Below are 22,308 nucleotides of genomic sequence, written 5' to 3'. Positions count from 1 at the left end.
CAGGAGGGACTGCGGAGCGCGGACGCCGGATCGAGGGGCTGTGCCGGGCGGCGGGTCAGCCCTTGGTCGTCTTGGCGAGCATCGGCGTGACGTTGTCCAGTACGAACGGGAGGGACAGCAGCGTCGGCGAGTTCAGCGCGTTGGCCTGCGCGTCGTCGAGGAAGACGGCACCGCCCCTGGTCACCCCGCTGAGGCTCTGCCAGTTGCGCTGCCGCTCGAGGTCGGCCTTCGCCTCCGGGGAGCTCGGATACATGATGATCACGTCGGCGTCGATCGTCGCGAGCTGCTCCGGGCTGACCTCACGCGAGTACACGCTCTTCGGGTCGGCGATCTCCGGCTTCAGCTTCAGACCCAGCTCGGCGAGGAACTGCACGACCGGGGCGGTCGGCAGGTCGACGAGGTTGACCAGGCCCGGGTCGTACGTGCTCCACGTGAACGTCTTGCCCGCGAGGCCGGGGTTGGCCGCGGCGGTCGCCTTGATCTTCGCGTTGAGGTCGGTGACGAGCGTGGCGCCCTGCGCGGAGCGGCCGAGCGCCTTCGAGATCGTGGTGACCTGATCACGCCACTTCGTGCTGAACGAGTCGTTGACCTGCCAGAGCACCGGCGCGATGGCCGAGAGCTGCTTGTAGGCGGCCTCGTCGCCCCAGCCGGTGATGATCAGGTCCGGGGTGAAGCTCGCGATCTTCTCGAACGGGATGCCGTCGGTGATCTCGAGGTTCTCGACCGCCGGGTCCGAGCCGAGCTTCTGGGTGAACCATGGATCGATCGGGCCGTACCCGCCGACGGCGACCGGCACGATGCCGAGCGCCAGCGTGGTGTCGCGCTCGGCCACGCCGATCGCGACGACCCGCTTCGGCGCCGCGGGGAGCGTCGTCTCCCCGAAGGGGCTCTTCAGGGTCTGCGGGAACGTGTCGGCCGTGGCCGACGCAGCCGCCGCAGGCGGGGCCGCCGGCGCGGCGGGCGCTGCGCCGCCACCGCAGGCGGCGACGAGCAGGCCCACCAGCGGTGCAACGAGCACGGCGAGCGGTCCGCTGCCGCGCCGGGTGTGGCGTGTTCGGCCGCGGTCGGCCGGGTGGCTCGTCGACGAGTTCATCTGGTGTGCTCCGGGGGTGTCGGGTGTTCGGTGGCGGCGCGAACGGCCGTCGGGCGCGAACCCGGGATCAGGGCTGGAACGCGGTCATCGGTCGCTGCCGAGTGCCGCCGCCACGTCCTCGTCGGAGAGACCGTCGATCTCCTCCATGAGCTCCAGCACGACGTGGGCGAGGTCTTCCAGCTGCGGTCCCCCCGCGTCGATGGTCAGGCCGGCGAGGCCGGCAACGGTCTCCCCCGTGAACAGCGCTCGGACCGTCACGACGTCGGTGTCGAGCGTCTCCCGCAGCCGGGAGACGACCGATGCCGCGAGCACCGAGTCGCCGCCGAGCGACACGAAGCGGTCGGTCACGCCGAACTCGGGCACCGGCAGCACCTCCGCCCACACGCGGGCGATCACCTGTTCGAGGGCGGTACGCGGGGCGACGGCCGCCGACTCCGGCGCCGCGGCGTCGAGCAGCGCGAGTGCCGCACCGCGCTCCGGCAGTGCGGCGACCAGGCGCAGCTCGTCGGGGACGAGGTGGCCGGGTGCTCGCCTGCGCAGGTCGCTGCGGATCGACTCGACGGAGACGTCGCCCGCGGCCGCAACGATCAGCGCCGCGGGCGGACGGCCCGGCCGCAGCACGGCCACGGCCGCTGCCACCCGGGCGTCGGCCAGCAGCGCCTCCTCGACGTCGACCGGTAGCACCGCGACGCCGCGCACCACGACCTGCTCGGCGAGCAGGCCGCGCACCGTGACCGTGCCGTCGGCGCCGCGGATCCCGAGCTCCCCGGTGGGCGCGCCGTGGGAGTCGAGGACCGCTCCGAGCACCCCGTCGGGGCGGTCGTGGCCATGGCCGTCGATGACGCGGCGATCGACCGCACGGCCGCCGGTCGCGACCGGCCTCCCGGCACCGAGCGTGGCCGGGGCCGGCAGCTCCCAGGCGCCCTCAGCCTGTGCGAGCCGCTCCAGCAGCGTGTGGAACGCGGTGAACATCGCGTCGAGCACACCGGGGGCGAACATCTCCTCGCGGGTGTCCCAGTTGACCAGCATCCCGCCGCCGAGCTCGGTGATCTGGGCGTCCAGCAGCACCTGGGGGCCTTGGGAGATGATCCAGACCGGCTCGCCGAACGTCGCGATCACGGCGGGGGCGAACAGATCCCCCAGGCTCAGCGCGCTCGTGAACACCACCGTCGCGAGTGCCCGCTCACCGTCGCGCCGGGTGAGGTCACGCAGCACGTCGAGGCCGGAGTGCCCGGCGTGTGACGCATCGGCGTGCAGCCGCCGCTGCACGGCGCGGGCCCGGTCGAGGAACGACGCCGACTCGGAGAGGTCGATCTCCAGCAGCACCGAGCTGCTGAAGTCGCCCACCACCTCATCGACGGCCGGGTGCAGCGGTTCGCGGTCGAACAGCGGCACGTTCAACAGGAACCGCGGCCCGCTGCTCCACCGGCCGACGGTCTCGGCGAACGCGGTCGCGACGGCCGCCGCGGTGGTCAGCCCGTGGCGTGCGGCGGCGGCGGCGAGCGCGGACCGCCGCTCGGGCGGCAACAGGACGTGGCGGCGGGCTACCCACGGGGCCGTCCCGGCCGGGACGGCGACGGTCGGCAGGGCGGGGGCACCGGGGAGATCCGGCAGCCGGCGCTCCCAGTACTCCCGGTCGCCGTCGCGGCGGGCGACCGCGGCCCGGTCGGCGAGGTAGGAGCCGTAGTCATAGCCCGGGGCGGGCAGTTCGCGGTCGGTGGCCAGCTCGGCGAGGAGCATCCGGTAGCTCACGGCGTCGGCGGCGACCATGTCGACGTCGAGGTGCAGCCGGGTCCGGCCGCCGGGCAGCAGGCTGAGCGCGACCGAGAACACCTCGCCCGCCTCGATGTCGAGCACCTGGTGGGAGAGCCGGTCGCGGATCGCGGCGAGCTCGGCCGCGACGTCCTCTGTGGAGCGATCGCGCAGGTCGTGCACGGTCGGGGCGACGCGCTCGGGGAGCGGGCCGACGGACTGGCGGCCGTCGGGGGTCACGCGCAGGCGCAGCATGTCGTGGCGGCGCACGAGGCGGGTCAGCGCCACCGCGAGGGCGTCGGGATCCACGCCGGCCCCGTCGAATTCGGTGTAGAGATGCGCGGCGACGCCCCCGAGGTGCTGCCCCTCGGTGCGCCCGACCCAGTAGGCGTGCTGCATCGGGCCCAACGGCCGCTCGGCCGCCGACGAGCTGCGGGTGGCGCGCACCGGTGCGGGTACCGGCGCCTCCGCTGCCTCCGCGGCCAGCAGTACGCCCTCCCACGCGCCGAGCGTCGGGTTCTGCGAGAGCTCCGTGACGGTGATCGCGAGGCCTGCCCTGCGCCACTCGGCGACGAGCTGCATCAGCATGATCGAATCGAGGCCGAGCTCGATCAGGTTGGTGTCGTCGTGCAGCTCGTCGGGGTCCTCCTCGACGAGCGCGGCGACGGCGGCCCGCAGGGTGGCGGCGGTCGGCAGGGACTGGCTCATGTACTCACCTTCGAGAAGAGGCGGCCGCGATCCGCCTGCGCAGGAGCTCGCGACGGTCGGGACGGCCGGCGGCCGGGGCAGGTGGCGACAGCGCGGCCCGGTCGAGCTTGCCGTTGGGGGTCAGCGGCAGCTCCGCGATCGGGACGACCAGAGCGGGCACCAGGTGCGCAGGCAACCGGTCGGCGGCATGCGCGCGGATCGCGGTGAGCTCGCCCTCGTCCAGCGGCGCGCCGGCCGCCACGACGTGCGCGACGAGCCCCCTCGCCCCGCCGTCGAGCGGCTGCGCGGTGACCGCGCAGCCCGCGACGCGCGGGTGGACGATCAGCACGGCCTCGATCTCACCGGGCTCGATGCGGAACCCGCGCACCTTGAGCTGGGCGTCGGCGCGGCCGGCGAACACGAGCTCGCCCGACCCGCCGTCGCGGACCGCGAGGTCACCCGCGCGGTAGGCCCGGGCGCCGACGCCGTCGGGGTCGGCGACGAACCGGGTGGCGGTGAGCGTCGGCCGTCCGAGATAACCGCGGGCCAGCTGGGGGCCGCTGACGTAGATCTCGCCGATCGCGTCCGGTCCGACGGGGGCGAGCCGCTCGTCGCGCAACACCACCGTGAGGCCGGGCAGCGGCGAGCCGACCGAGCGCGGCGCACCCGGCCCGGTCTCGACGTGCGTGACGTGCACCGTCGTCTCGGTGATGCCGTACATGTTGACCAGCCGCGGAAGGGTCGCGAGGCGCCCGTGCAGCCGCGCGGGATCCAGCGCCTCGCCGCCGAACACGATCGTCGTCACCGCGAGCGGTGGCTCGCCTGCCACCTCGCGCTCCTGCTCGGCGGCCAGCAGGCGGTCGAACGAGGACGGCGTCTGGCTCAGCACCGTGACGCCGTGCCGGGCGAAGGCCGCCAGCAGGTCCCGCGGCGACCAGGTCAGCTCGTTGGACAGGATCACCGTGGCGCCACCGCTGACGAGCGCGCCCCAGATCTCCCACACCGAGAAGTCGAACGATGCGGAGTGGCAGCACGACCAGACGTCGGCGGCCGCGACGCCGTAGATCTCCCGGGTGGCCGCGAACAGGGCGACGACGCTCGCGTGGGGCACCGGCACGCCCTTCGGCGCGCCGGTGGAGCCGGACGTGTAGATGACGTAGGCGGGCGAGGCGGGGTCGACCGCACCGAGCCGCACCCCAGCGGGTGGCTCCCGGTCGGCCACGGCGACCGTGGGCACCCCACCCGCCCCCGACGGCGCGCCTGCGTCGTCGACGACCACCGCCACCGGCGCGGCGTCGGCCAGCATGAACGCCGTGCGGGCCGTCGGGTAGGCGCGATCCAGCGGGAGGTACGCCGCCCCGGAGCGGACCACGGCGAGCATCGCCACCACGAGGTCGACGGAACGCCCCACGGCGATGGCGACGATCCGCTCGGGACCGGCACCGGCCGCGACGAGCCGCCGCGCGAGCCGCGCCGCGCGGCGGTCGAGCTCGCCGTAGGTGAGCGTGCGCTCGCCGTCGAGAACGGCGGTGGCATCAGGGTTGCGGCCGGCCCGGGCGGCGAAGAGCTCCGGGAGCGTCGGAGCCGCCGTGGTGCTGCTGTACTCGGGTGGGGTGGGGGGTGTCGGTCCACTCATCGCCGCGACTACGCGGACAGAGTCGGGCGACCCGTGGCGTCGGCGCGGGCCTTCTCGTCACGCTCCATGCGCTCGACCAGGCTGCGCGGGCGCATGTCGGTCCAGTTGGTCTCGATGTGCTCGAGGCACGACGCCCGTGACTGCGGTCCGTGCTCGATCACCCAGCCCGCCGGAACCTCGGCGAAGGTGGGCCAGAGGGAGTACTGCCCCTCGTCGTTGACGAGCGCAAAGAACACGCCGTTCTCGTCGTCGAACGGGTTGCTGGACATCGCTCTACTCCTCGTGACCGTCCGGGGACGCCAATGACTGGTTGACCTCAGTAGTGGTTAGCCTATCCAAATAAGATCGGGTCCGGTTAGGCCGTTTCAGCGATCTCCCCCACTGCCCCGAGGCGACTTCGCACGCCGTCGCAGGTCCTCGCACACGTCCGACGGTGTGCGAGGACTGGCAACGGCATGCGAGGTCGGGAACGGGGCTGCGAGGTTGCGCCGCACTCGCCCTGCCCCGAGGGTCAGGTTCGGCCCCGACGCCACTCCCGCGCCAGCAGCCAGGCCAGGTAGACCCCGCCCACCGCGGCCGTCCCGATCCCGACCGGCAGCGGTCGGGACGGCACGAGGCGCTGGGCGACGATGTCGCTCGCGGTGAGCAGGGCGGCACCCATCAGGGCCGCGGTGACCAGCCCAGCGCCCTCGGTGCGACTGAGCCGGCGAGCCAGCTGCGGGGCGGCCAGCGCGACGAACGCCACCGGACCGGTCGCGGCCGTCGCCACCGCGGTCATCACGACGGCGACGGCGACCAGCACCAGGCTCGTCCCGTCGACCGGCACCCCGCGGGCCCGCGCGGCCTCGGGCCCCATCTCCAGCATCGCCAGCCGACGCCCGAGACCCAGCGCGATCGGAACCGTGACGAGCAGCGCCATCATGACCCAGAAGGCGTCCTCCCACGTCCGACCGTTGAGGCTGCCCACCAGCCAGGCCTGCGCCTCCTGCGCGTTGCGCAGCTGCGCCCGGGTGATCAGGTAGGCGTTGAGCGAGGCCAGCAGCGCGCCGACCCCGATGCCGGTGAGGATCAACCGGAAGCCGTCCACCCCACGGCGGTACGCCAGCCCGTACACGATCACGGCCGTCACCAGGCCACCGATGACCGCCGCCGACGACGTCACGCTCGACCCGCCACCCGATCCCCAGACCAGGATGGCGACGATGGCGCCGGACGCCGCACCGGTGGTGAACCCGATGATGTCCGGGCTGCCCAGCGGGTTCCGCGAGACCGTCTGGAAGATCGCTCCGCTGATCCCGAGCGCGGCTCCGACGACGATCCCGGTGGCCAGCCGGGGTAGGCGCAGCCCGAGCACCGCGTAGTCGGTGCTCCGACTCCCGTGCCCGAGCAGGCCCGCGAGCACCTCGGACGGCGGGATCGCCACCGCGCCGGTCAGCAGGGCCGCCACCCCGAGCAGCACCAGCACGAGCAGCAGGCCCACCACCGTCAGGGCCGCCCGCACCTCCCACCGCAGCGAGACGCCACCACCGAACAGGCGCAACGTCCGGTTCCTGCGCGGGGCCGTCCTGGTGGGCCTGATCCGGGTCGGGGCGCTCACAGCTGCGCGATCCGTCGGCGGCGACACAGCACGAGGAAGACCGGCGCGCCCAGTACGGCCGTGACGATGCCGACCTGGAGCTCACCGGAGGGCAGCACGACCCGGCCGAGCACATCGGCGCCGATCAGGAGCACGGGAGCCAGCACCAGCGAGTACGCGAGCACCCAGCGTTGGTCGGGGCCGACGATCATCCGGGCGGCGTGCGGGACGGTGAGACCGACGAAGCCGATCGGCCCGATCGCCGCGGTGGCCGAGCCGCACAGCAGGGTGACCGCGAGCGCCGTGAGCAGGCGGGTCCGACCGACGCGCACACCCAGTGCGGCGCCGACCTGGTCACCGAGCGCGAGTGCGTTGAGGGCGGGGCCGAGGCTCAGCGCCAGCAGCACGCCGACCACGAGGAACGGCCCCAGCGCCACGACGATGTCCATCGTCCGCCCGGCCAGCGAGCCGACCGCCCAGAAGCGGAACGAGTCGAACGTCTCGGGGGACAGCAGCAGCACGGCGGAGACGAACGCCCCGAAGGCCGAGCTGATCGCGGCGCCGGCGAGGATCGTGCGTTCGGGCGAGACGACCCGACCGGTCGCGCCGAGCAGGTAGACCAGCACCGCGGCCCCACCTGCTCCCGCGAACGCGAACCACACGTAGCCGGCGGGGGCCGTCACCCCGAGCACCCCGATGGCGACGACGACCGCGGCCGACGCCCCGATGTCGACACCGAGCAGGCCGGGGTCGGCGAGGGGGTTGCGGGTGAGTGCCTGCATCAGCGCGCCGGCGAGGCCGAGCGCCGCGCCGACGCCGAGTCCGAGCAGGGTGCGTGGCACGCGGCCGTCGAGTACGAGGAACGCGTCGTCGGAGCCGTCATCGCGCCACAGTGCGTGCCACACCACCCCGATCGGGATGTACTTGGCGCCGACGGCCAGGCCGACCAGGCAGAGCAGCACCAGTACGGCGATGGCCACGAGAAGGCCCGCGGACCGGGCAGCGACGATGCTCGTGCCGGCGCGGGGTGTCGCTACGGTCACGAGACGCGAGAGGCGTCGAGCCCGCCGGTGCGGCGGAGTTCCTGCGGCGCATCCGGTCGGCCCCGCCAGCGCGGCACCACCATCGGCGTGCCCGACTCGGGATCCGGCACCACCCGGCACGCGATGCCGAACGTCTCCTGCACCAGCTCCGCGTCGACGATCACCTCGGGTGGGCCCTCCGAGAGCACCCGCCCCTCCCGCATCACGATGAGGTGGGTGGCGTAGCGGCATGCCTGGTTGAGGTCGTGCAGCACCGCGACGAGCGTGCGGCCACGCTCTTCGTGCAGCTCGGCGCACAGGTCCAGCACTTCGATCTGGTGGGCGATGTCGAGGTAGGTGGTGGGCTCGTCGAGCAGCAGCACCTGCGTCTCCTGCGCGAGCACCATCGCCAACCACACCCGCTGTCGCTGCCCGCCCGACAGCTCGTCGACGAACCGCTCGGCGAGGTCTGCGGTGTTGGTCAGCTCCAGCGCCGCGGAGACGGCCGACTCGTCCTGCGGCGACCACTGGCGCAGCAGCCGCTGGTGGGGGTAGCGACCCCGCGACACCAGACCGCCGACCGTGATCCCGCTCGGCGCGATCGAGGTCTGCGGGAGCAGCCCGATCCGGCGCGCGACCTCCTTGGTGGAGTAGCTCTCGATCAGCTGGTGATCCAGGTACACCGCACCCGAGACCGGCTTCAGGATCCGGGCGAGCGCCTTGAGGAGCGTCGACTTCCCGCAGGCGTTCGGGCCGACGATGACGGTGAACCCGGTGTCCGGGATCTTCACCGAAAGCTCGTGGACGACGGTGCGTTGGTCGTAGGAGAGGGTGAGGTCCTCCCCCCGCACGCGTGGGCCGTGCGTCTCGAACATCGCATCTCCTCCGTGCCGGGCGAGGTTAGGCTAACCCACCTTTGGAGGGATCGTCTGTCACCGGCAGGCACCGACGTGGTCCAGCGAGACCCCCAGATGGGGGCCAGACGCCAAGCAGGTGGCCGGTGGGCCGCTCCGATTGCAGGCTGCGTGGCCGGGCCCGTGGGGGTTCGGCGAACTCGGTGCGACGTTCCCCGGGTGTCGAGCGAACGGCACTGCCCGCCCGCGATCGCGCGGGTAGGCGAAGCCTGCTCTCGGCCGCCACTCGAGCTGAGGCCGAGGACTCCATGATCGACTCGGCCCGCCCGGATGTCACCGCATCACTCCCGGCCACCGACCACGTCACCTCAGGCCTCGTTGCCGGAGGCAGACGTGTCCGACATGGACTACTTCATCGCCCAGGCACGAATCGTTCTCCCAGTACTCGGGATCAACATCCTTCGTTCGGTCGCAACAGCAATCGCAGAACCGCTGGCGACGGACGGCGCCCTGACAGGGCCGACATCCTCGCCCACGTTCACGCTGACGCTCCTCAAGGAGGGCATCACGGCCTCCGCACGCGAGGTCGACGGTGAGTTCATCGTCGACCAGGGGTCGTTTGCGCGGCACGCCTGGACCGGCACGCCGACCGATGGCTACCGCAGGCTTCGCGAACAGCTCGAGCAGGATCAGACGCTGCGTCCGCTGCCCGACGGCACGAAGGTGCAATTTGCCAGGGACCAGGTCCTCGCCAGCCCCAGTGCCGCCGCCGCTGTGGTCGTGGGACGTCCGGTCAACGGCCGCCTCGACCGGAAGCTGGCCGATGGCACGACCTACGGCGCGTGGCAGCAGCAAGGTGTCGATGGCTCGCCAAATGGCTCCGTAGCCCTCTGACCGTCCGCGTTGATCACTCGCATCAGCCGCCCGTACCGTTGCCGGCCTCCCAGCGGAGCAGGTCGCCCGGCTGGCACTCGAGCACCTCGCAGAGCGCAGCGAGCGTCGCGAAGCGCACCGCCTTGGCCCGGCCGTTCTTGAGCACCGCCAGGTTGGCAGGCGTGATGCCCACGCGATCGGCGAGCACGCCCACCGACATCTTCCGCCTGGCCAGCATCACGTCGATGTCGACGGTGATCGGCATCAGATCACCTCGTCCAGCTCGGCCTGCAGCTGCGCCGCCTCGCCGTCGCGTGCGACGGCCTTGGCGAGCAGCATCCGCAGCACGAGCACGATGAGCGCGACCCCCAGGATGGCCACGCCGATCCCGCCCATGATGAGGGTGACGCCCGGGTCGTCCCGCTGGCCCGGCGCGTTGATGACGGTGACCGCGAACCACACGAGCGCAGCCGCCACGATCGCGCCGATCACGATGTCGACGTACCGGAAGGCGGCGTGGGAGAACACGGTTCCACGCCGCACCATCGTCACCAGCCGCCACACGCAGAACAGCGCGACCTCGACCGTCACCATGCCCAGGATCGTGACGACACGCAGCGCGGTCAGCGGGAGCGACCCGTCGTCCGCCTTCGTGGCCAGCGCCACGACCATCATGGCCTGCACGAACACGGCACCGGTGAACACGAGCACGAGCACCACCCGCAGCGCATGCACGGTCAGCTTCCCCATGACCCCCACCTCCCATCGAATGACGATGCGAATCTATCGATTTTCGATAGATTGAGCAAGCGTCGCCGGTCAGCCGCCCGATTCCACGGTGACCCCCGTGACGTCGATGCCGACGGGCGTCCGCTCCGTCCGGAACAGCTCGGAAGGCAGTGACCACTCGCCCGGCAGCCGGGCCAGCAGGGCCCCCACCGCGATCCGCACCTCCCGGCGCGCGAGGTGCGCGCCGAGGCAGAAGTGGACGCCGTGACCGAACGACAGGTGCGGGTTCGGGTCCCGGCCGATGTCGAACGCGTGCGGCCGCGGGAACACCCGCGGGTCACGGTTGGCCGAGACGATCATGGCGACGACCGGTGCTCAGCCGCGTGCCGTCGGGCTCCGCCGCGATCAGCGCGCCGATGACGTCGTCCGTCGGGTGGCGGCGATGCTGCTCGACCACGTCACGCAGGTAGGTGCCGAGACCGCGGACCGCTGCCGCGAACGCCGCCCGGCGGCGCTCGTCCGCGGCGAAGGAGCCGGCGAAGGACGTGATCGCCTCGGTCCATCGCACGAGGTCGGGTTGTCGGGCGGCCTCGACGCCGAGCAGTGCGCCGATCGTCGCGATCGGAAGGGGGTAGGCGAAGCCCTCGACGACGTCGAGGCGCGGTCCGGCCCGGTCGAGCAGTTCGTGAGCCGTCGCGGCGATCCGCTCCTCCAGCGCAGCGATCGACCGCGGGGTGAACGCCCTGCTCACGATGCGACGCAGCACGTGGTGGCGCGGCGGGTCGGTCGTGACGAGCGTCCGCAGCACCGGGTTGTCCCGATGCGGCACCTCCTGCGCGCTGTGGCGCAGCTCGTCGGAGGAGAAGACCCGGTACTCGGTCAGCACCCGGTCGACGTCGGCGTGGCCGTGTACCAGCCAGGCGCCCAGCGGTTCGAGGAACCGGACGGGGTTGTGGCGCCGTCGACGGCGACGTTCTCGTGCCAGTCGAAGATCTCCTCGGCAGGATGGTCGGTCATGCCGCCGAGTCTGTTGGTGGACCGGTCAGCGGTCGTGGAGAAATCGGTCATCGCCTGCCCGGATCAGCGCATCGGGCGAGCAGCCGACGGTGCGGCGGAACTCGCCGAGCAGGTGCGGCTGGTCGTAGAAGCCGGTTTCGGCGGCGATCCGCGCCCAGTCCGGTGTGGCCGCGCGTCGCGCCGCGCCGAGCACGGCGTGCAGCCGGGCCACGCGCAGGTACTCCTCGGGTGCCAGGCCGACCGCCGCGTCGAACCGTCGCCGCAGCTGGCGAGCCGCGTACGTCCCCCACCCGGTGGCAGATCACCCTCGCGGGCCGTGAGCTCGGGCGCCGCGACGAGCACGCGACCGCCGTCGAGCACCAGCAGGTCGACGGCCGGGACGGGCAGCGCGCGCGGCACGGGACCCGACCCCTGCCGAACCCAGACGCGCGCGACGTCACCCGCCAGATCCGCGGGCGGTGCGCTCTCCCGGTAGGGCATGGCGGCGATCGTAGGACGCGGGAAGCCGGAGATCACGCGCATTCACGTGACCGGGCCCGCGGGTGGTGCGAGGGTGCAGATCATGAGCGTTCAGGTGCAGACGTCGGCGGGGACGGTGGGCGGACGCCTCGAGGACGGGGTGGCGATCTTCCGGAGCATCCCCTTCGCCGCGCCCCCGGTCGGGCCCCACCGCTTCGCCGCTCCGCAGCCGCCGGTGCCGTGGGACGGTGTGCGCGACGTCACCCGGTTCGGCCCTCCCCCGCCGCAGCCGAGCCGTCCACTGGCGGGCGACGACTGGCTGAGCCTCGCCGTCTGGACGCCCGATCCCGGTCGAACCGGACTACCGGTCATCGTCTGGATCAGTGGTGGCGGCTACCTGAACTGCGACGCGTCCAACCCCCACCTCGACGGCGCGACGCTCGCCGGCTCCGGGGTGGTCGTGGTCAGTGCCCATTACCGCAGCGGGTTCGAGGGCTTCGCCCGGCTCGACGGCGCGCCGGACAACCGCGCCCTGCTCGACCAGCTCGCCGCGCTGCGCTGGGTGCACGACAACATCGCGGCCTTCGGCGGCGACCCGGGCGGCATCACCGTGCTGGGCCAGTCCGCGGGAGCAGGCTCGATCGCCGCGCTGCTGGTGATGCCGGCAGCGTCCGGGCTGTTCCGCCGCGCCGTCCTGCAGAGCATCCCGGAGACCTACTTCACCCCCGCACTCGCCACCGACATCGCCACCGAGATCACCGCGGAGCTCGGCCGCTCGCCGCGGGTCGACGACCTCACCGGGCTCGCCCCCGACGACCTCGTCGAGGCGGCGCGGACGGTGACGGCCCGGCTCCCCCGGCTGACCGACCGGTGGGGCGCCGTCGCCCACACACCCACGCCGTTCTCCCCTGTCGTGGACGGCGACGTCCTGCCCGTCGACCCCTGGGCCGGGCTCGCTGCCGGCGCGGCGCGCGACGTCGAACTGCTCGTCGGCCACACCCGTGACGAGTTCAGCCTCCTCGCCAGGAGGCTCGGTGCCGTCGACGGAGCCGGCGTCGACACGCTCATCGACGGCCTGACACCGACCCCGGGCGCGCACCGCTACCGGGCGGCCCACCCCTCACTGTCCGATGTGGAACTGCGCGACACGGCCCTGTCGGACTGGCTGTTCCGGATGGCCGCCGTGCACCTCGCCGAGGCGGCCCACGCGGGCGGGGCGCGGGTGTGGCTCTACGAGCTGTGCTGGGGGTTCGGGGACGCCGGCGCCTCCCACGGCCTGGACACACTGCTCGTGTTCGGCACCGCCCACATCAACACCGGGCTGACGGAGGCCGGGCCGGACGTCCTCGCGCAGGCCCACCGGTTGTCGAGACTCATGCGCGCCGAACACGTGTCGTTCGCGGCCACCGGGGAGCCCGGCTGGGACCGCTACCGGCCGCAGGAGCGCAGCACCCGGATCTACGACACCGTGTCGACGGTCGCCCGGTACCCCGAGGACCGGTCCCGCCGGATCTGGCGGGACCAGCGGTTCGGCGTGCTGGACCTGGTGGGGGTAGCTCACCGCTTCACGCTGGGGTGATCAACGCCCACCGGTTCGGTGTTGACCATGACCCAGTGGGCGTTGATCTTCGTGCCGGTGGTCGAGCGCGCACTGGCTCATGATCCAACCGGAACCTGTGCGCGTTGATCACTCGCCCGGCGCGCGCCCGGCCCTCGCGTTGCAGGAAGGCCTTGCCGCAATTTCTTGCGGGAGGGCCACTGCCACCTTCCTGCAACGGGCCAGCGCGGGGCCCGCCGCGGTCAGCCACCGGGCGTAGTGGGGTGGGACCGGCGCCGGTGGGCGGCGACCCGGGCGCGGTTGCCGCACACGTCCGGCGAGCACCAGCGCCGAGGCCGGGCCGAGGTCGGCGCCAGGAAGAACGTGGCGCAGGGTTCGGATTCGCACTGGTGCAACCGCGACGCGTCCGGGCCGCTCAGCAGCCGCACCGCGTCCGCGGCGATGGCGCTCAGCGCAGCGCCCACTCCATCGGACCGTTCGACGGTGAACCCGGTGCCGTCCCAGCGCAGCCGCGGGGCATGCGCGGTCGCGCTCGCGTTCACGGCCGCAACGGCCGCTTCCGGCGGCGGCGCGCCGGCCCAGGCCGCGACGAGCAGCGGGTGGATCGCCTCGCGCAGGGCACGCGCGTCCACCAGTGCCGCATCGTCGACGACCAGGTCGGCATGCCCCTCGGCGGCCAGCCAGGCAGCGAGGTCGGCGGGCCGCTCCAGCCGATCGACCGGGTCGTCGCTCAACCGGCTACCGACGGTGGCCACGAGGTTGAGGCTGGGGCGATCGGTCGGCTTCGGGAACCGGGTCATCAGCACACCTCCGTAACGCCTTGACACATTACAGGATCTCGGCGTGTAATGCCTTCACCCATTACACATCGAACCCGGAGGCCGCCATGCCGTTCGCCCGCATCACCATCGCCGACCCCGCGACGCCCACCGAGGTCCAGCACGACCTGGTCCGGGGCATCAGCAAGCTCCTCGTCGACGTGCTCGACAAGGAGCCGGAGGTGGTCGTCACCCACGTCAACCTGACCAGCCCGCAGCAGTGGTACGTCGGCGGCGACCACGTCACCGCGGCGACGGGCGCCCACCTCGAGGTCAGCATCACCGCAGGCACCAACACGCCGGAGGAGAAGTCGGCGTTCGTCCGCGAGGCCTACACCACGATCCGGGACACCCTCGGCGCCCTGCCCGATGCCGTCTACGTCGCGCTCATCGAACTGGACGGCAACGCCTACGGCTACAACGGCGTCACTCAGGCGCAGCGGCGGCTCGACGACCCCGTCACGAAGGACTGACCGGCCGCCCGCCGTCACCCCACCGCGACGACGGGGTCGAGGGCGACGACGTCCACCTCGATCAGCCAGTCCGGCTGGGCGAGCGACGACACCTCCATCAGCGTGTCGGCAGGATAGGGCTGGGCCAGGAACTCGCCGCGGAGCTGGATCACCTGCTCCAGGTGCGCGGCCATGTCCCGGACCATGATCGTCACCTTCACGATGTCACGCATCCCGGCACCGGTCACCGCGAGCACGCGCTCGATGTTGGCGAAGGCCTGCCGCCCCTGCGCCAGGAAGTCCGCGGCCACCGTCTGACCCCGCTCGTCGATGCCGGCCTGCCCGGACAGGAACAGCAGGCCGCCGGCCCGGATGGCCTGCGAGATCTTGTACGGCTCGTACCAGTCGGGCGTGGTCGCGATGCGTTCGATGGTCGCCATGGCACCTCCATATTTGCATGCATGTACATGCAGATGATGGACATGCAGGCTATGGTGTGTCAAGGAGGACGCATGGACGCCGAGCAGTGGGACCAGGTCGTCGCGCTGCATGCGCGGGTCGAGCAGGAGCTGGGCCGCGCACTGCAGCGCCACGGGCTCAGCCCGTCGGAGTACCGGGCGCTCTGCAGGCTGGAAGCCGCAGCAGGCGGCGAGCTGCGCATGCAGGAGCTCGCCGCCGAGATCGGCCTCAACCAGAGCTCGGTCAGCCGGCTCGTCGCCAGGCTGGAGCGCGACGGCCTCACCCGGCGCGACCTGTGCCCCGACGACCGGCGCGGCGTCTACACGGTGATCACCGACCGGGGCCGGGAGCGCCGCGCGGAGGTCGACGGGCTGTACCGGCAGTCGCTGCAGAAGGCGCTGGGGCCGGTGGTGGTCACGCTCTCCACCGGCTGACGTCGCACACCCTCGCAGGTCCTCGCAGAGGCTTCACGCCGTGCGAGGACACGTGCGGGTGTGCGACGTCGGGTTGGGTCAGTGGCGCAGGCCCGCTTCCTTCAGCAGCGGCATGACCTTCTCGCCGAAGTACTTGAGCTCCTCGTTGTAGTCGATGAGCCCGAAGATCATGCCTTCCATGCCGGCGTCGCTGAGGTTGCCCAGCTCCTCGGTGACCTGCTCCGGGGTGCCGACGATGGGGTAGCCGCCCCAGCCGGCGATGAAGCGCTCCTGCATCTCCTTGACCGCGTGGTCGAAGGACTGGCTCGCGCCCGACCCGGCGATCTTGATGACGTTGCCTGCCGCGCCCCAGTCACCCTCGTCGACGACCTGCTGGAAGGCGGCCTTGGCCTCCTCCTCGGTGTCGCGGCAGACGACGAGGCCGTAGGTCATCGCCTTGATCTCGCGCTGGTACTCGGTGCGCGCCTTCTCCTTGAGCGCGGTCGTGTAGCTCTTGATGTTCTCCAGCGTGTCGAGCGAGGCGAAGTTGATGTCGACGTTCTTCGCGGAGAACTCGATGCCGCGCGGCGAGTTGCCGGCGTTGATCAGCGCGGGCCGCGGGGCCTGGTGCGGCTTGGGATAGGCCTCGATGTCGTGGCCCTGGAAGTACTTGGTGTCCATGTCGAACGAGCCCGGCTCGGTCCACAGCTTCAGCGCGAAGTCGATCCACTCCTGGCCGAACTCGTAGCGCTCGTCGTGCTGGCGCTGCTCACCACCGAACATCTCCATCTCCGGCGGCACCCAGCCCATGACGAGGTTGAGCGCGAACCGGCCGCTGGAGATCAGGTCGATCGTGGTGGCGGACTTCGCGGCGACGATCGGGTGCACCGTCGGCAGGTGCGACGTGGCGGCGATCCCGATCCGCTCGGTGGCCTCGGCGATCCCGGCCGCCCAGGCGTAGGTCTCGAAGCAGTTGCCGTTGAAGTTCGTCGAGCCGCCGAAGCCCTTCCAGCGGGCGACGGGAACCATGACGTCGAAACCGAGCTGGTCGGCGCGCCGCGCGATCTCCTTGGTGTGCTCCCAGGTGATCTTGTAGGAGCTCGGGGCGTGGCTCATGATCAGCCCGTACGAGCAGTTGGTGCCGAAGAGCCCCAGCTTCATCTTCTGGTCGCCGAACAGCGGGTTGGTCTGCGTGCGGTCGACCAGCGGCGCCGTCTCCTCGACGGGTCGCGGGTCGGTGGGGGCGAGGCCGAGGCGCTCGTTGGCGGTGACGGTCATGGCGGACTCCTTCGCTTGTCCTGGAAAGGGGAGGCGGGCTCAGCCGAGCTGGAACGGGTCGCGCGTGCCGCCGGTGAGCTCGACGAACACGGACTTGTTCTCGGTGTACTCACCGATCGCGTCGATGCCGTTCTCCCGGCCGATACCGCTCGCGCCGTACCCGCCGAAGGGCATGTTCGGGGCGATCACCCGGTAGGCGTTGATCCAGACGGTGCCCGCGCGGAGCTTGGCCGCGACGCGGTGCGCGCGGTGCACGTCCTTCGTCCACACCGCCCCGGCCAGCCCGTAGGGCGTGTCGTTGGCCAGCTTCAGCGCCTCATCCTCATCGGTGAAGGTGTAGGCCGCGAGCACCGGCCCGAACACCTCCTCGCGGACGATCGTGCTGTCGGGCCCGACGCCGGTGACGACGGTGGGCTTGACGAACAACCCGCCGCGCTCGGCGTCGGGCTCACCACCGCAGGCGAACGTGGCGCCCTCGCTCGCGGCACCGGCCAGGTAGCCGAGGACCTTCTCGTACTGCGGCCGGTTGGCCACGGGGCCCATCTCGGTGTCGGCCTCGGTGGGGTCGCCGAGCTTGATCGCGTTAGCCCTGGCCACCACCTTCGCCACCAGCTCGTCGTGGACGTCGGCGTGGACGATCAGGCGCGAACCGGCCATGCAGGTCTGCCCGGTGGCGGCGAAGACACCGGCGACGAGCCCGTTGGCGGCCGCGTCGAGGTCGGCGTCGGCGAAGACGATCTGCGGGCTCTTGCCGCCGAGCTCGAGCGTGACGCGGTTGAAGTTGGCGACGGCCGCCTGCGCGACCTTCGCCCCCGTCGCCGACGACCCGGTGAACGCGATCTTGTCGACGCCGGTGTGCTGCGCCAGCGACTCGCCGGTGGAACGGTCCCAGCCCGTGACGACGTTCAGCACGCCTGCGGGCAACCCGGCCTCGTGCAGCACCTCGGCGAAGGCGACCGTCGAGGCAGGCGCGTGCTCCGACGGCTTGACGACCATCGTGCAGCCCGCGGCGAGCGCCGGAGCCAGCTTGAACGTCAGCAGCAGCAGCGGGGAGTTCCACGGGGTGATCGCGCCGACGACGCCGACCGGTTCGCGCCGCGTGTAGCCGAAGTAGTTGGGGTTGACCGGCGGCACCGTGCGGCCCTCGAGCTTGTCGGCCAGCCCGGAGAAGTAGTAGTACCACTGCGGCAGCGCCTGGAGCTGGCCGAGCATCTCGCGCAGCAGCTTGCCGGAGTCGTTCACCTCGAGCCGGGCGAGGCGCTCGGCGTTGGCGGCGATCGCGTCTCCGCAGCGGCGCATGATCGCGGCGCGCTGGAAGCCGGTGATGGCTCCCCACTCCCCGTCGAACGCGGTCCGGCTGGACGCGACGGCGTCGTCGACGTCCTCGGGGCCGCCGTCGGCCAGCCGTGCCCAGACGCCGCCGGTGTACGGGTTCAGCGAGTCGAAACTCTTGCCGGAACGCGCGTCGACGGACCTGCCGTGGATGAACAGCTTGAATTCCTCGACCTGCGCGGTGGGGGCGGGCGACATCGGCCTCTCCTTCGTCGGTATCAGGTCTGCTCCGGGAGGCAGCAGCTGATGCGGCCCGACGCTAAGGAGGGGCCGGGTTCCGGCGATATCCGCCGGCTGCGCCCCTGGATCCCCTCAGCGCAGATCCGCGGACGGGGGCCACACGGTCGCGCTGAGCGGATATCGCGCTGCACTCATCGGCTGGTAGGGCGCGGTCGCCGCGCATAGGGTCGGGATCTGCGAAGGCTGCGAGCACCACCGGCGGCCCGACACGAGGAGGTGTCGAGATGAGCGCACTCCCCGGCTCCACGATCGATCCGGACCCCGCCACCGCGCTGGCCAGGTTCCCGGTGCTGGGCACCGAGAGCCTCGAGGAGGCCAGGGACGCCGTCACGCGCGTCTACCTGGCGCACGAGCTCACGGCCCCGAGCGACCGCATCGCGATGGTGCTCAACGCCGTGACGGACCGTGTCTTCACGCTGGGCTACCTCACCTACCGCACCGCCGCACGGCTGGTCATGCCCCCGACCGAGGACTGCTACCACGTCAACCTCACCCTGCGGGGCAGCACGTACGCCGATCGCACCGACGGCGGCCGCGCCACCACGCGGGGCGGCAGCAGGGGCATCGTCCTGGTCCCCGACCAGCGCAACACCGTGCGCTGGTCACCCGACGCCGAGCAGCTGATCCTCAAGATCCCGCGCCGCAGCCTGGAGAACCACCTGGGTGACCTGCTCGGACGTCCCATCCACGACGTCGTCGACTTCGAGTTCGGGCTCGACCTCACCACGGCGCAGGGCAGCACGCTGCTGCGGTCCGTCGAGTTCCTCGCCCACGAGCTCGACCGGCCCGGCGGCCTCGCCGACATGCCACTGGCGCGTGAGCACCTCGAGGCCTTCGTCATGACACAGCTGCTGCACGCCGGCCGTCACCAGTTCACCGACGACCTGACGGCCCCGGCCGAGCCCGCCCGCCACGGCAGGCTGGCACCGGTGCTGGAGTACATGCAGCAGCACGCCGACGAGCCGTTGTCCCCGCAGGAGCTCGCCCGCGCCGGCTGCATGAGCGTCCGCACCCTGCACGCCACGTTCCAGCAGGCGCTGGGCGAGTCCCCCATGAGCTACCTGCGCCGGATCCGGCTCGACATCGTGCGCGAGGAGCTGCAGCGCGGCGACCCGGCGGTGACGCGCGTCACGGACGTGGCCGTCCGGTGGGGGTTCCTGCACCAGAGCCGCTTCGCCCAGCAGTACCGGGAGCGGTTCGGCGAGCTGCCCCGCGAGACGCTGCGCAGCTGACCGGGCAGCCGACCGGGTAGTCCGGACGGATAGTCGGGTGCCGCGACCGGATAGCGCCCGTGCCCACGGTTTCCTACTGTCGATCCGTGTCCGACGACGAGCCCACCCTCCCCGCGCTGACCGGTTACCGGGTCCTCGAACTCGGCACGCTCATAGCCGGACCGTTCTGCGGCCGCCTGCTCGCCGACCACGGCGCCGACGTCATCAAGATCGAGGCGCCCGACCGCCCGGATCCGCTGCGTGACTGGGGTCAGGCCGAGCTCGACGGCCACCACTTCTTCTGGACGGTGCACGCCCGCAACAAGCGCTGCATCACCCTCGACCTGCGCGGCGAGCGTGGCCGGGAGATCTTCCTGGAGCTCGTCGCCACCGCCGACGTCGTCGTCGAGAGCTTCCGGCCGGGCACGCTGGAGAAGTGGGGCCTTGGCTACGACGTGCTGAGCGACCGCAACGCGCGGCTCGTGCTCGCGCGGGTCTCCGGCTACGGCCAGACCGGGCCGCACAGCCGCCGTCCCGGCTACGCGTCGGTCGCCGAGGGTGTCAGCGGGATGCGGCACCTCAACGGGTTCCCCGGCGGCCCGCCGCCGCGCGCAGCACTGTCGATCGGTGACTCGCTCGCCGGGATGTTCGCCGCGCAAGGTGTCCTGACCGCCCTGCTGGCCCGCGAGCGTCCGGGCGGGCGTGGCCAGGTGGTGGACGTCTCCCTCGCCGAGTCGTGCCTGGCGATGCTGGAGTCCACCATCCCCGACTTCTCCGCCACCGGACTGGTGCGCGGACCGGGCGGCACGCGCCTCGAAGGCCTTGCCCCGTCGAACCTCTACCGCTGCGCCGACGACCGGTGGTTGATCATCGCCGCCAACCAGGACACCGTCTTCGCCCGGCTGTGCGCGGCCATGGACCGCGACGACCTCGTCACCGATCCGCGGTTCGCCACCCACACCGCGCGTGGCCGCAACCAGGATGCGATCGACGCCATCGTCGCGGAGTGGGCGGCGCGCCACGACACCGCCATGCTCACCGCGATCCTGGAGTCGGCCGGGGTGGTCGTCGGGCCCGTCAACACCGTGGCCGAGGTCGTCGACGATCCGCAGTTCCGAGCCCGCGACATGCTGGTGCCCCACCACGACCTGGCCATCGACCGCGATGTGCTCGGGCCGGGGGTGGTCCCGAAGCTCGACCGCACACCGGGATCGGTGCGGTGGGCGGGGCCGCCGACGCCCGGTGCACACAACGCGGAGGTCTTCGGCGACCTGCTCGGCCTGACCGAAGGCGAGCTGGCGGCGCTCACCGCCGACGGCGTCATCTGACGAGGAGAAGCCCATGTCCCCCATCGATGTGCGCGAGGTCGGCCTGCGTGACGGCCTGCAGCTGGAGGATCCCGTCCCGCTCGCGACGAAGCTCGAGATCCTCGACGCGATCGCCCGGACGGGCGTGCGCCGCGTCGAGGTCACCTCGTTCGTCTCGCCGACGGCCGTGCCCGCGCTCGCCGACGCCGAGCTGGTCGTCGCCGAGTTGGGACGCTGGCCCGAGCTGGCGTTCTCCGCGCTCGTCGCGGGCTACGGCGGTGCGCGGCGCGCCGTGGCCGCCGGGCTCCCCCACCTGGAGTACGTCATCTCCGCCTCCGACGGCCACAGCCTCGCCAACGCGCGGCGCACCACCGACGAGGCGGTCGCCGCGGTCACCGACATCGCGAGGCTGGCCCACGACGCCGGCGGTCGGTGTGAGGCGATCATCGCCGTGGCCTGGGACTGCCCCTTCGACGGCCGCACCCCCGTCGCCCGCACCGTCGAGGTCGCGCGGCGCGCCGTCGAGCTCGGCGCCGACCAGCTCTGCCTCGGCGACACCATCGGCACCACCGTGCCCGCCCGCGTCGTCGAGCTCGTGACGGCGGTGCGGGCCGCCTGCCCCGGCATCGATGTCGGGGTGCACTTCCACAACACCCGCGGCGCGGGCATCGCGTGCGTGCTGGCTGCCGTCCAGATCGGCGTCACGCAGATCGACGCCTCGGTCGGTGGCCTCGGCGGTTGCCCGTTCGCGCCGGGTGCCAGCGGCAACATCGCCACCGAGGAGGTCGCGTACCTGCTCGCGGAATCCGACCGGCCGACCGGGCTCGACCTCGACGCGGTGCTGGCGGCCGCCGCGGTGGTCGAGCGCGCCGTCGGGCACCCGCTGCCCAGCAGCCTCTACCGCGCGGGCGGACCGTCGCGACCACGTCCCCGGCTGGACGCCTGACGAGCCGGGCGGCTCATGCCGACGGCGCGATGCCGTACCCGCCGCGGTGGAACAGCAACGGGAGTCGATTCGCGTCGGCACGCAGGTCGTGCACGCGGCCGACGACGATCGTGTGGTCGCCGCCGTCGTACTCGTGGGCGAGCACGCAGTCGATCCACGCGCAGGCGCCGGTGAGCATCGGCATGCCGGACGTCGACGGCTGCCATCCGACGCCGGCGAACTTGTCGGTGCCGCTGCGCGCGAAGGCCGTGCTGAGCTCGGCGTGGTGCTCGGCGAGCACGTTGACGCAGAACCGCCCGACGTCGCGGATCCGCGGCCAGGTCGAGGACGTCCTGGCCGGTGCGAAGCTGATCAGCGGCGGGTCGAGTGACAGCGACGCGAAGGACTGGCACGTGAAGCCGCACGGGCCGTCGTCGCCGACCGCGGTGATCACCACGATGCCGGAGGCGAAGTGGCCCAGCACCTCCCGCATCCGGGCGGGCTCGACGGCTGCGGGGACGAGCGACCTCTGATCCATGGCGCCCGACGCTAGGTCGCGCCGCAGCAACGCGATAGCCGCAGAACGCAGGCCTGTGTCCATCGTCGATCCGGGGAGC

At 72.2% G+C, this 22,308-nt stretch carries 25 protein-coding genes; 7 read left to right on the top strand and 18 right to left on the bottom strand.

Going from position 1 to position 22,308, the window contains the following annotated elements; all coding sequences use genetic code 11:
• Positions 1-55 precede the first annotated feature (55 nt).
• The 7 genes from ACFPFQ_RS44305 to ACFPFQ_RS44275 form a co-directional block, all read right to left on the bottom strand.
• Positions 56-1,093, bottom strand: a complete 1,038-nt coding sequence (locus tag ACFPFQ_RS44305; protein ID WP_379629287.1) for an ABC transporter substrate-binding protein — start codon at positions 1,091-1,093, stop codon at positions 56-58.
• 84 nt (positions 1,094-1,177) lie between these two features.
• A complete protein-coding gene (locus ACFPFQ_RS44300) occupies positions 1,178-3,553 on the bottom strand; it encodes a phosphopantetheine-binding protein (protein WP_379629286.1) in 2,376 nt (791 codons plus the stop codon).
• Between the two features lie 4 nt (positions 3,554-3,557).
• Positions 3,558-5,168 carry an amino acid adenylation domain-containing protein gene (locus ACFPFQ_RS44295; RefSeq protein ID WP_379629285.1) on the bottom strand — a complete coding sequence of 537 codons (1,611 nt, stop codon included), beginning with the start codon at positions 5,166-5,168 and terminating at the stop codon, positions 3,558-3,560.
• Between the two features lie 8 nt (positions 5,169-5,176).
• Positions 5,177-5,437, bottom strand: a complete 261-nt coding sequence (locus ACFPFQ_RS44290) for an MbtH family protein (RefSeq protein WP_379629284.1) — start codon at positions 5,435-5,437, stop codon at positions 5,177-5,179.
• Between the two features lie 242 nt (positions 5,438-5,679).
• The gene (locus tag ACFPFQ_RS44285; RefSeq protein WP_379629283.1) at positions 5,680-6,765 is read right to left on the bottom strand and encodes a FecCD family ABC transporter permease; all 1,086 of its coding nucleotides are present in this window, start codon (positions 6,763-6,765) and stop codon (positions 5,680-5,682) included.
• Positions 6,762-7,787, bottom strand: a complete 1,026-nt coding sequence (locus ACFPFQ_RS44280) for a FecCD family ABC transporter permease (RefSeq protein ID WP_379629282.1) — start codon at positions 7,785-7,787, stop codon at positions 6,762-6,764. The genes ACFPFQ_RS44285 and ACFPFQ_RS44280 overlap by 4 nt, the downstream gene beginning before the upstream one ends.
• Entirely contained in the window at positions 7,784-8,641 is an 858-nt protein-coding gene (locus ACFPFQ_RS44275; protein WP_379629281.1) for an ABC transporter ATP-binding protein, read from the bottom strand. The genes ACFPFQ_RS44280 and ACFPFQ_RS44275 overlap by 4 nt, the downstream gene beginning before the upstream one ends.
• A 381-nt stretch (positions 8,642-9,022) precedes the next feature.
• Here ACFPFQ_RS44275 and ACFPFQ_RS44270 point away from each other — a divergent pair, with 381 nt between their 5' ends.
• Entirely contained in the window at positions 9,023-9,514 is a 492-nt protein-coding gene (locus ACFPFQ_RS44270) for a DUF4357 domain-containing protein (protein ID WP_379629280.1), read from the top strand.
• Positions 9,515-9,536: 22 nt separating this feature from the next.
• Here the strand turns inward: ACFPFQ_RS44270 and ACFPFQ_RS44265 are convergent, their stop codons facing one another.
• The 6 genes from ACFPFQ_RS44265 to ACFPFQ_RS44240 all read right to left on the bottom strand — a co-directional run bounded on the left by ACFPFQ_RS44265 (position 9,537) and on the right by ACFPFQ_RS44240 (position 11,504).
• Positions 9,537-9,758, bottom strand: coding sequence for a helix-turn-helix domain-containing protein (locus ACFPFQ_RS44265; protein WP_379629279.1), 222 nt, complete (start codon positions 9,756-9,758; stop codon positions 9,537-9,539).
• A complete protein-coding gene (locus tag ACFPFQ_RS44260) occupies positions 9,758-10,243 on the bottom strand; it encodes a DUF2975 domain-containing protein (RefSeq protein WP_379629278.1) in 486 nt (161 codons plus the stop codon). The genes ACFPFQ_RS44265 and ACFPFQ_RS44260 overlap by 1 nt, the downstream gene beginning before the upstream one ends.
• A gap of 69 nt (positions 10,244-10,312) precedes the next feature.
• Complete coding sequence (locus ACFPFQ_RS44255; protein ID WP_379629277.1) at positions 10,313-10,582, bottom strand: cytochrome P450; 270 nt, start codon at positions 10,580-10,582, stop codon at positions 10,313-10,315.
• Positions 10,560-11,108, bottom strand: coding sequence for a hypothetical protein (locus ACFPFQ_RS44250; protein WP_379629276.1), 549 nt, complete (start codon positions 11,106-11,108; stop codon positions 10,560-10,562). Before ACFPFQ_RS44250 ends, ACFPFQ_RS44255 begins: the two co-directional genes overlap by 23 nt.
• Positions 11,102-11,239 carry a hypothetical protein gene (locus ACFPFQ_RS44245; RefSeq protein WP_379629275.1) on the bottom strand — a complete coding sequence of 46 codons (138 nt, stop codon included), beginning with the start codon at positions 11,237-11,239 and terminating at the stop codon, positions 11,102-11,104. Before ACFPFQ_RS44245 ends, ACFPFQ_RS44250 begins: the two co-directional genes overlap by 7 nt.
• A gap of 25 nt (positions 11,240-11,264) precedes the next feature.
• Positions 11,265-11,504 (bottom strand): helix-turn-helix domain-containing protein, encoded by a 240-nt coding sequence (locus ACFPFQ_RS44240; protein ID WP_379629299.1) that lies wholly within the window; start codon positions 11,502-11,504, stop codon positions 11,265-11,267.
• A gap of 297 nt (positions 11,505-11,801) precedes the next feature.
• Here ACFPFQ_RS44240 and ACFPFQ_RS44235 point away from each other — a divergent pair, with 297 nt between their 5' ends.
• Positions 11,802-13,277 (top strand): carboxylesterase/lipase family protein, encoded by a 1,476-nt coding sequence (locus tag ACFPFQ_RS44235; RefSeq protein WP_379629274.1) that lies wholly within the window; start codon positions 11,802-11,804, stop codon positions 13,275-13,277.
• A 221-nt stretch (positions 13,278-13,498) separates the two neighbouring features.
• On the opposite strand, the gene ACFPFQ_RS44230 is transcribed toward ACFPFQ_RS44235, so the two are convergent.
• A complete protein-coding gene (locus tag ACFPFQ_RS44230; RefSeq protein ID WP_379629273.1) occupies positions 13,499-14,056 on the bottom strand; it encodes a CGNR zinc finger domain-containing protein in 558 nt (185 codons plus the stop codon).
• Positions 14,057-14,142: 86 nt separating this feature from the next.
• Here ACFPFQ_RS44230 and ACFPFQ_RS44225 point away from each other — a divergent pair, with 86 nt between their 5' ends.
• A complete protein-coding gene (locus ACFPFQ_RS44225; RefSeq protein WP_379629272.1) occupies positions 14,143-14,547 on the top strand; it encodes a tautomerase family protein in 405 nt (134 codons plus the stop codon).
• A 14-nt stretch (positions 14,548-14,561) separates the two neighbouring features.
• Here the strand turns inward: ACFPFQ_RS44225 and ACFPFQ_RS44220 are convergent, their stop codons facing one another.
• Positions 14,562-14,966: a RidA family protein gene (locus ACFPFQ_RS44220; RefSeq protein WP_379629271.1), complete on the bottom strand. Its 405-nt coding sequence runs from the start codon at positions 14,964-14,966 to the stop codon at positions 14,562-14,564.
• A 72-nt stretch (positions 14,967-15,038) separates the two neighbouring features.
• Here ACFPFQ_RS44220 and ACFPFQ_RS44215 point away from each other — a divergent pair, with 72 nt between their 5' ends.
• Positions 15,039-15,419: a MarR family winged helix-turn-helix transcriptional regulator gene (locus ACFPFQ_RS44215; protein ID WP_379629270.1), complete on the top strand. Its 381-nt coding sequence runs from the start codon at positions 15,039-15,041 to the stop codon at positions 15,417-15,419.
• A 78-nt stretch (positions 15,420-15,497) separates the two neighbouring features.
• Here the strand turns inward: ACFPFQ_RS44215 and ACFPFQ_RS44210 are convergent, their stop codons facing one another.
• Together ACFPFQ_RS44210 and ACFPFQ_RS44205 are read right to left on the bottom strand one after the other, a co-directional pair.
• Positions 15,498-16,676, bottom strand: a complete 1,179-nt coding sequence (locus tag ACFPFQ_RS44210) for an LLM class flavin-dependent oxidoreductase (RefSeq protein WP_379629269.1) — start codon at positions 16,674-16,676, stop codon at positions 15,498-15,500.
• 39 nt (positions 16,677-16,715) lie between these two features.
• Positions 16,716-18,206 (bottom strand): aldehyde dehydrogenase, encoded by a 1,491-nt coding sequence (locus ACFPFQ_RS44205; RefSeq protein ID WP_379629268.1) that lies wholly within the window; start codon positions 18,204-18,206, stop codon positions 16,716-16,718.
• Positions 18,207-18,472: 266 nt separating this feature from the next.
• Here ACFPFQ_RS44205 and ACFPFQ_RS44200 point away from each other — a divergent pair, with 266 nt between their 5' ends.
• The 3 genes from ACFPFQ_RS44200 to ACFPFQ_RS44190 all read left to right on the top strand — a co-directional run bounded on the left by ACFPFQ_RS44200 (position 18,473) and on the right by ACFPFQ_RS44190 (position 21,712).
• Complete coding sequence (locus ACFPFQ_RS44200; protein ID WP_379629267.1) at positions 18,473-19,480, top strand: AraC family transcriptional regulator; 1,008 nt, start codon at positions 18,473-18,475, stop codon at positions 19,478-19,480.
• 86 nt (positions 19,481-19,566) lie between these two features.
• The gene (locus ACFPFQ_RS44195) at positions 19,567-20,787 is read left to right on the top strand and encodes a CaiB/BaiF CoA transferase family protein (RefSeq protein ID WP_379629266.1); all 1,221 of its coding nucleotides are present in this window, start codon (positions 19,567-19,569) and stop codon (positions 20,785-20,787) included.
• Positions 20,788-20,800: 13 nt separating this feature from the next.
• Positions 20,801-21,712, top strand: coding sequence for a hydroxymethylglutaryl-CoA lyase (locus tag ACFPFQ_RS44190; RefSeq protein WP_379629265.1), 912 nt, complete (start codon positions 20,801-20,803; stop codon positions 21,710-21,712).
• 13 nt (positions 21,713-21,725) lie between these two features.
• Here ACFPFQ_RS44190 and ACFPFQ_RS44185 read toward each other — a convergent pair whose 3' ends face one another.
• Positions 21,726-22,229: a flavin reductase family protein gene (locus ACFPFQ_RS44185; protein ID WP_379629264.1), complete on the bottom strand. Its 504-nt coding sequence runs from the start codon at positions 22,227-22,229 to the stop codon at positions 21,726-21,728.
• Positions 22,230-22,308 lie beyond the last annotated feature (79 nt).

The organism is Pseudonocardia sp. GCM10023141, from assembly GCF_042653605.1.
This window is presented reverse-complemented; position numbering and strand designations above follow the sequence as displayed.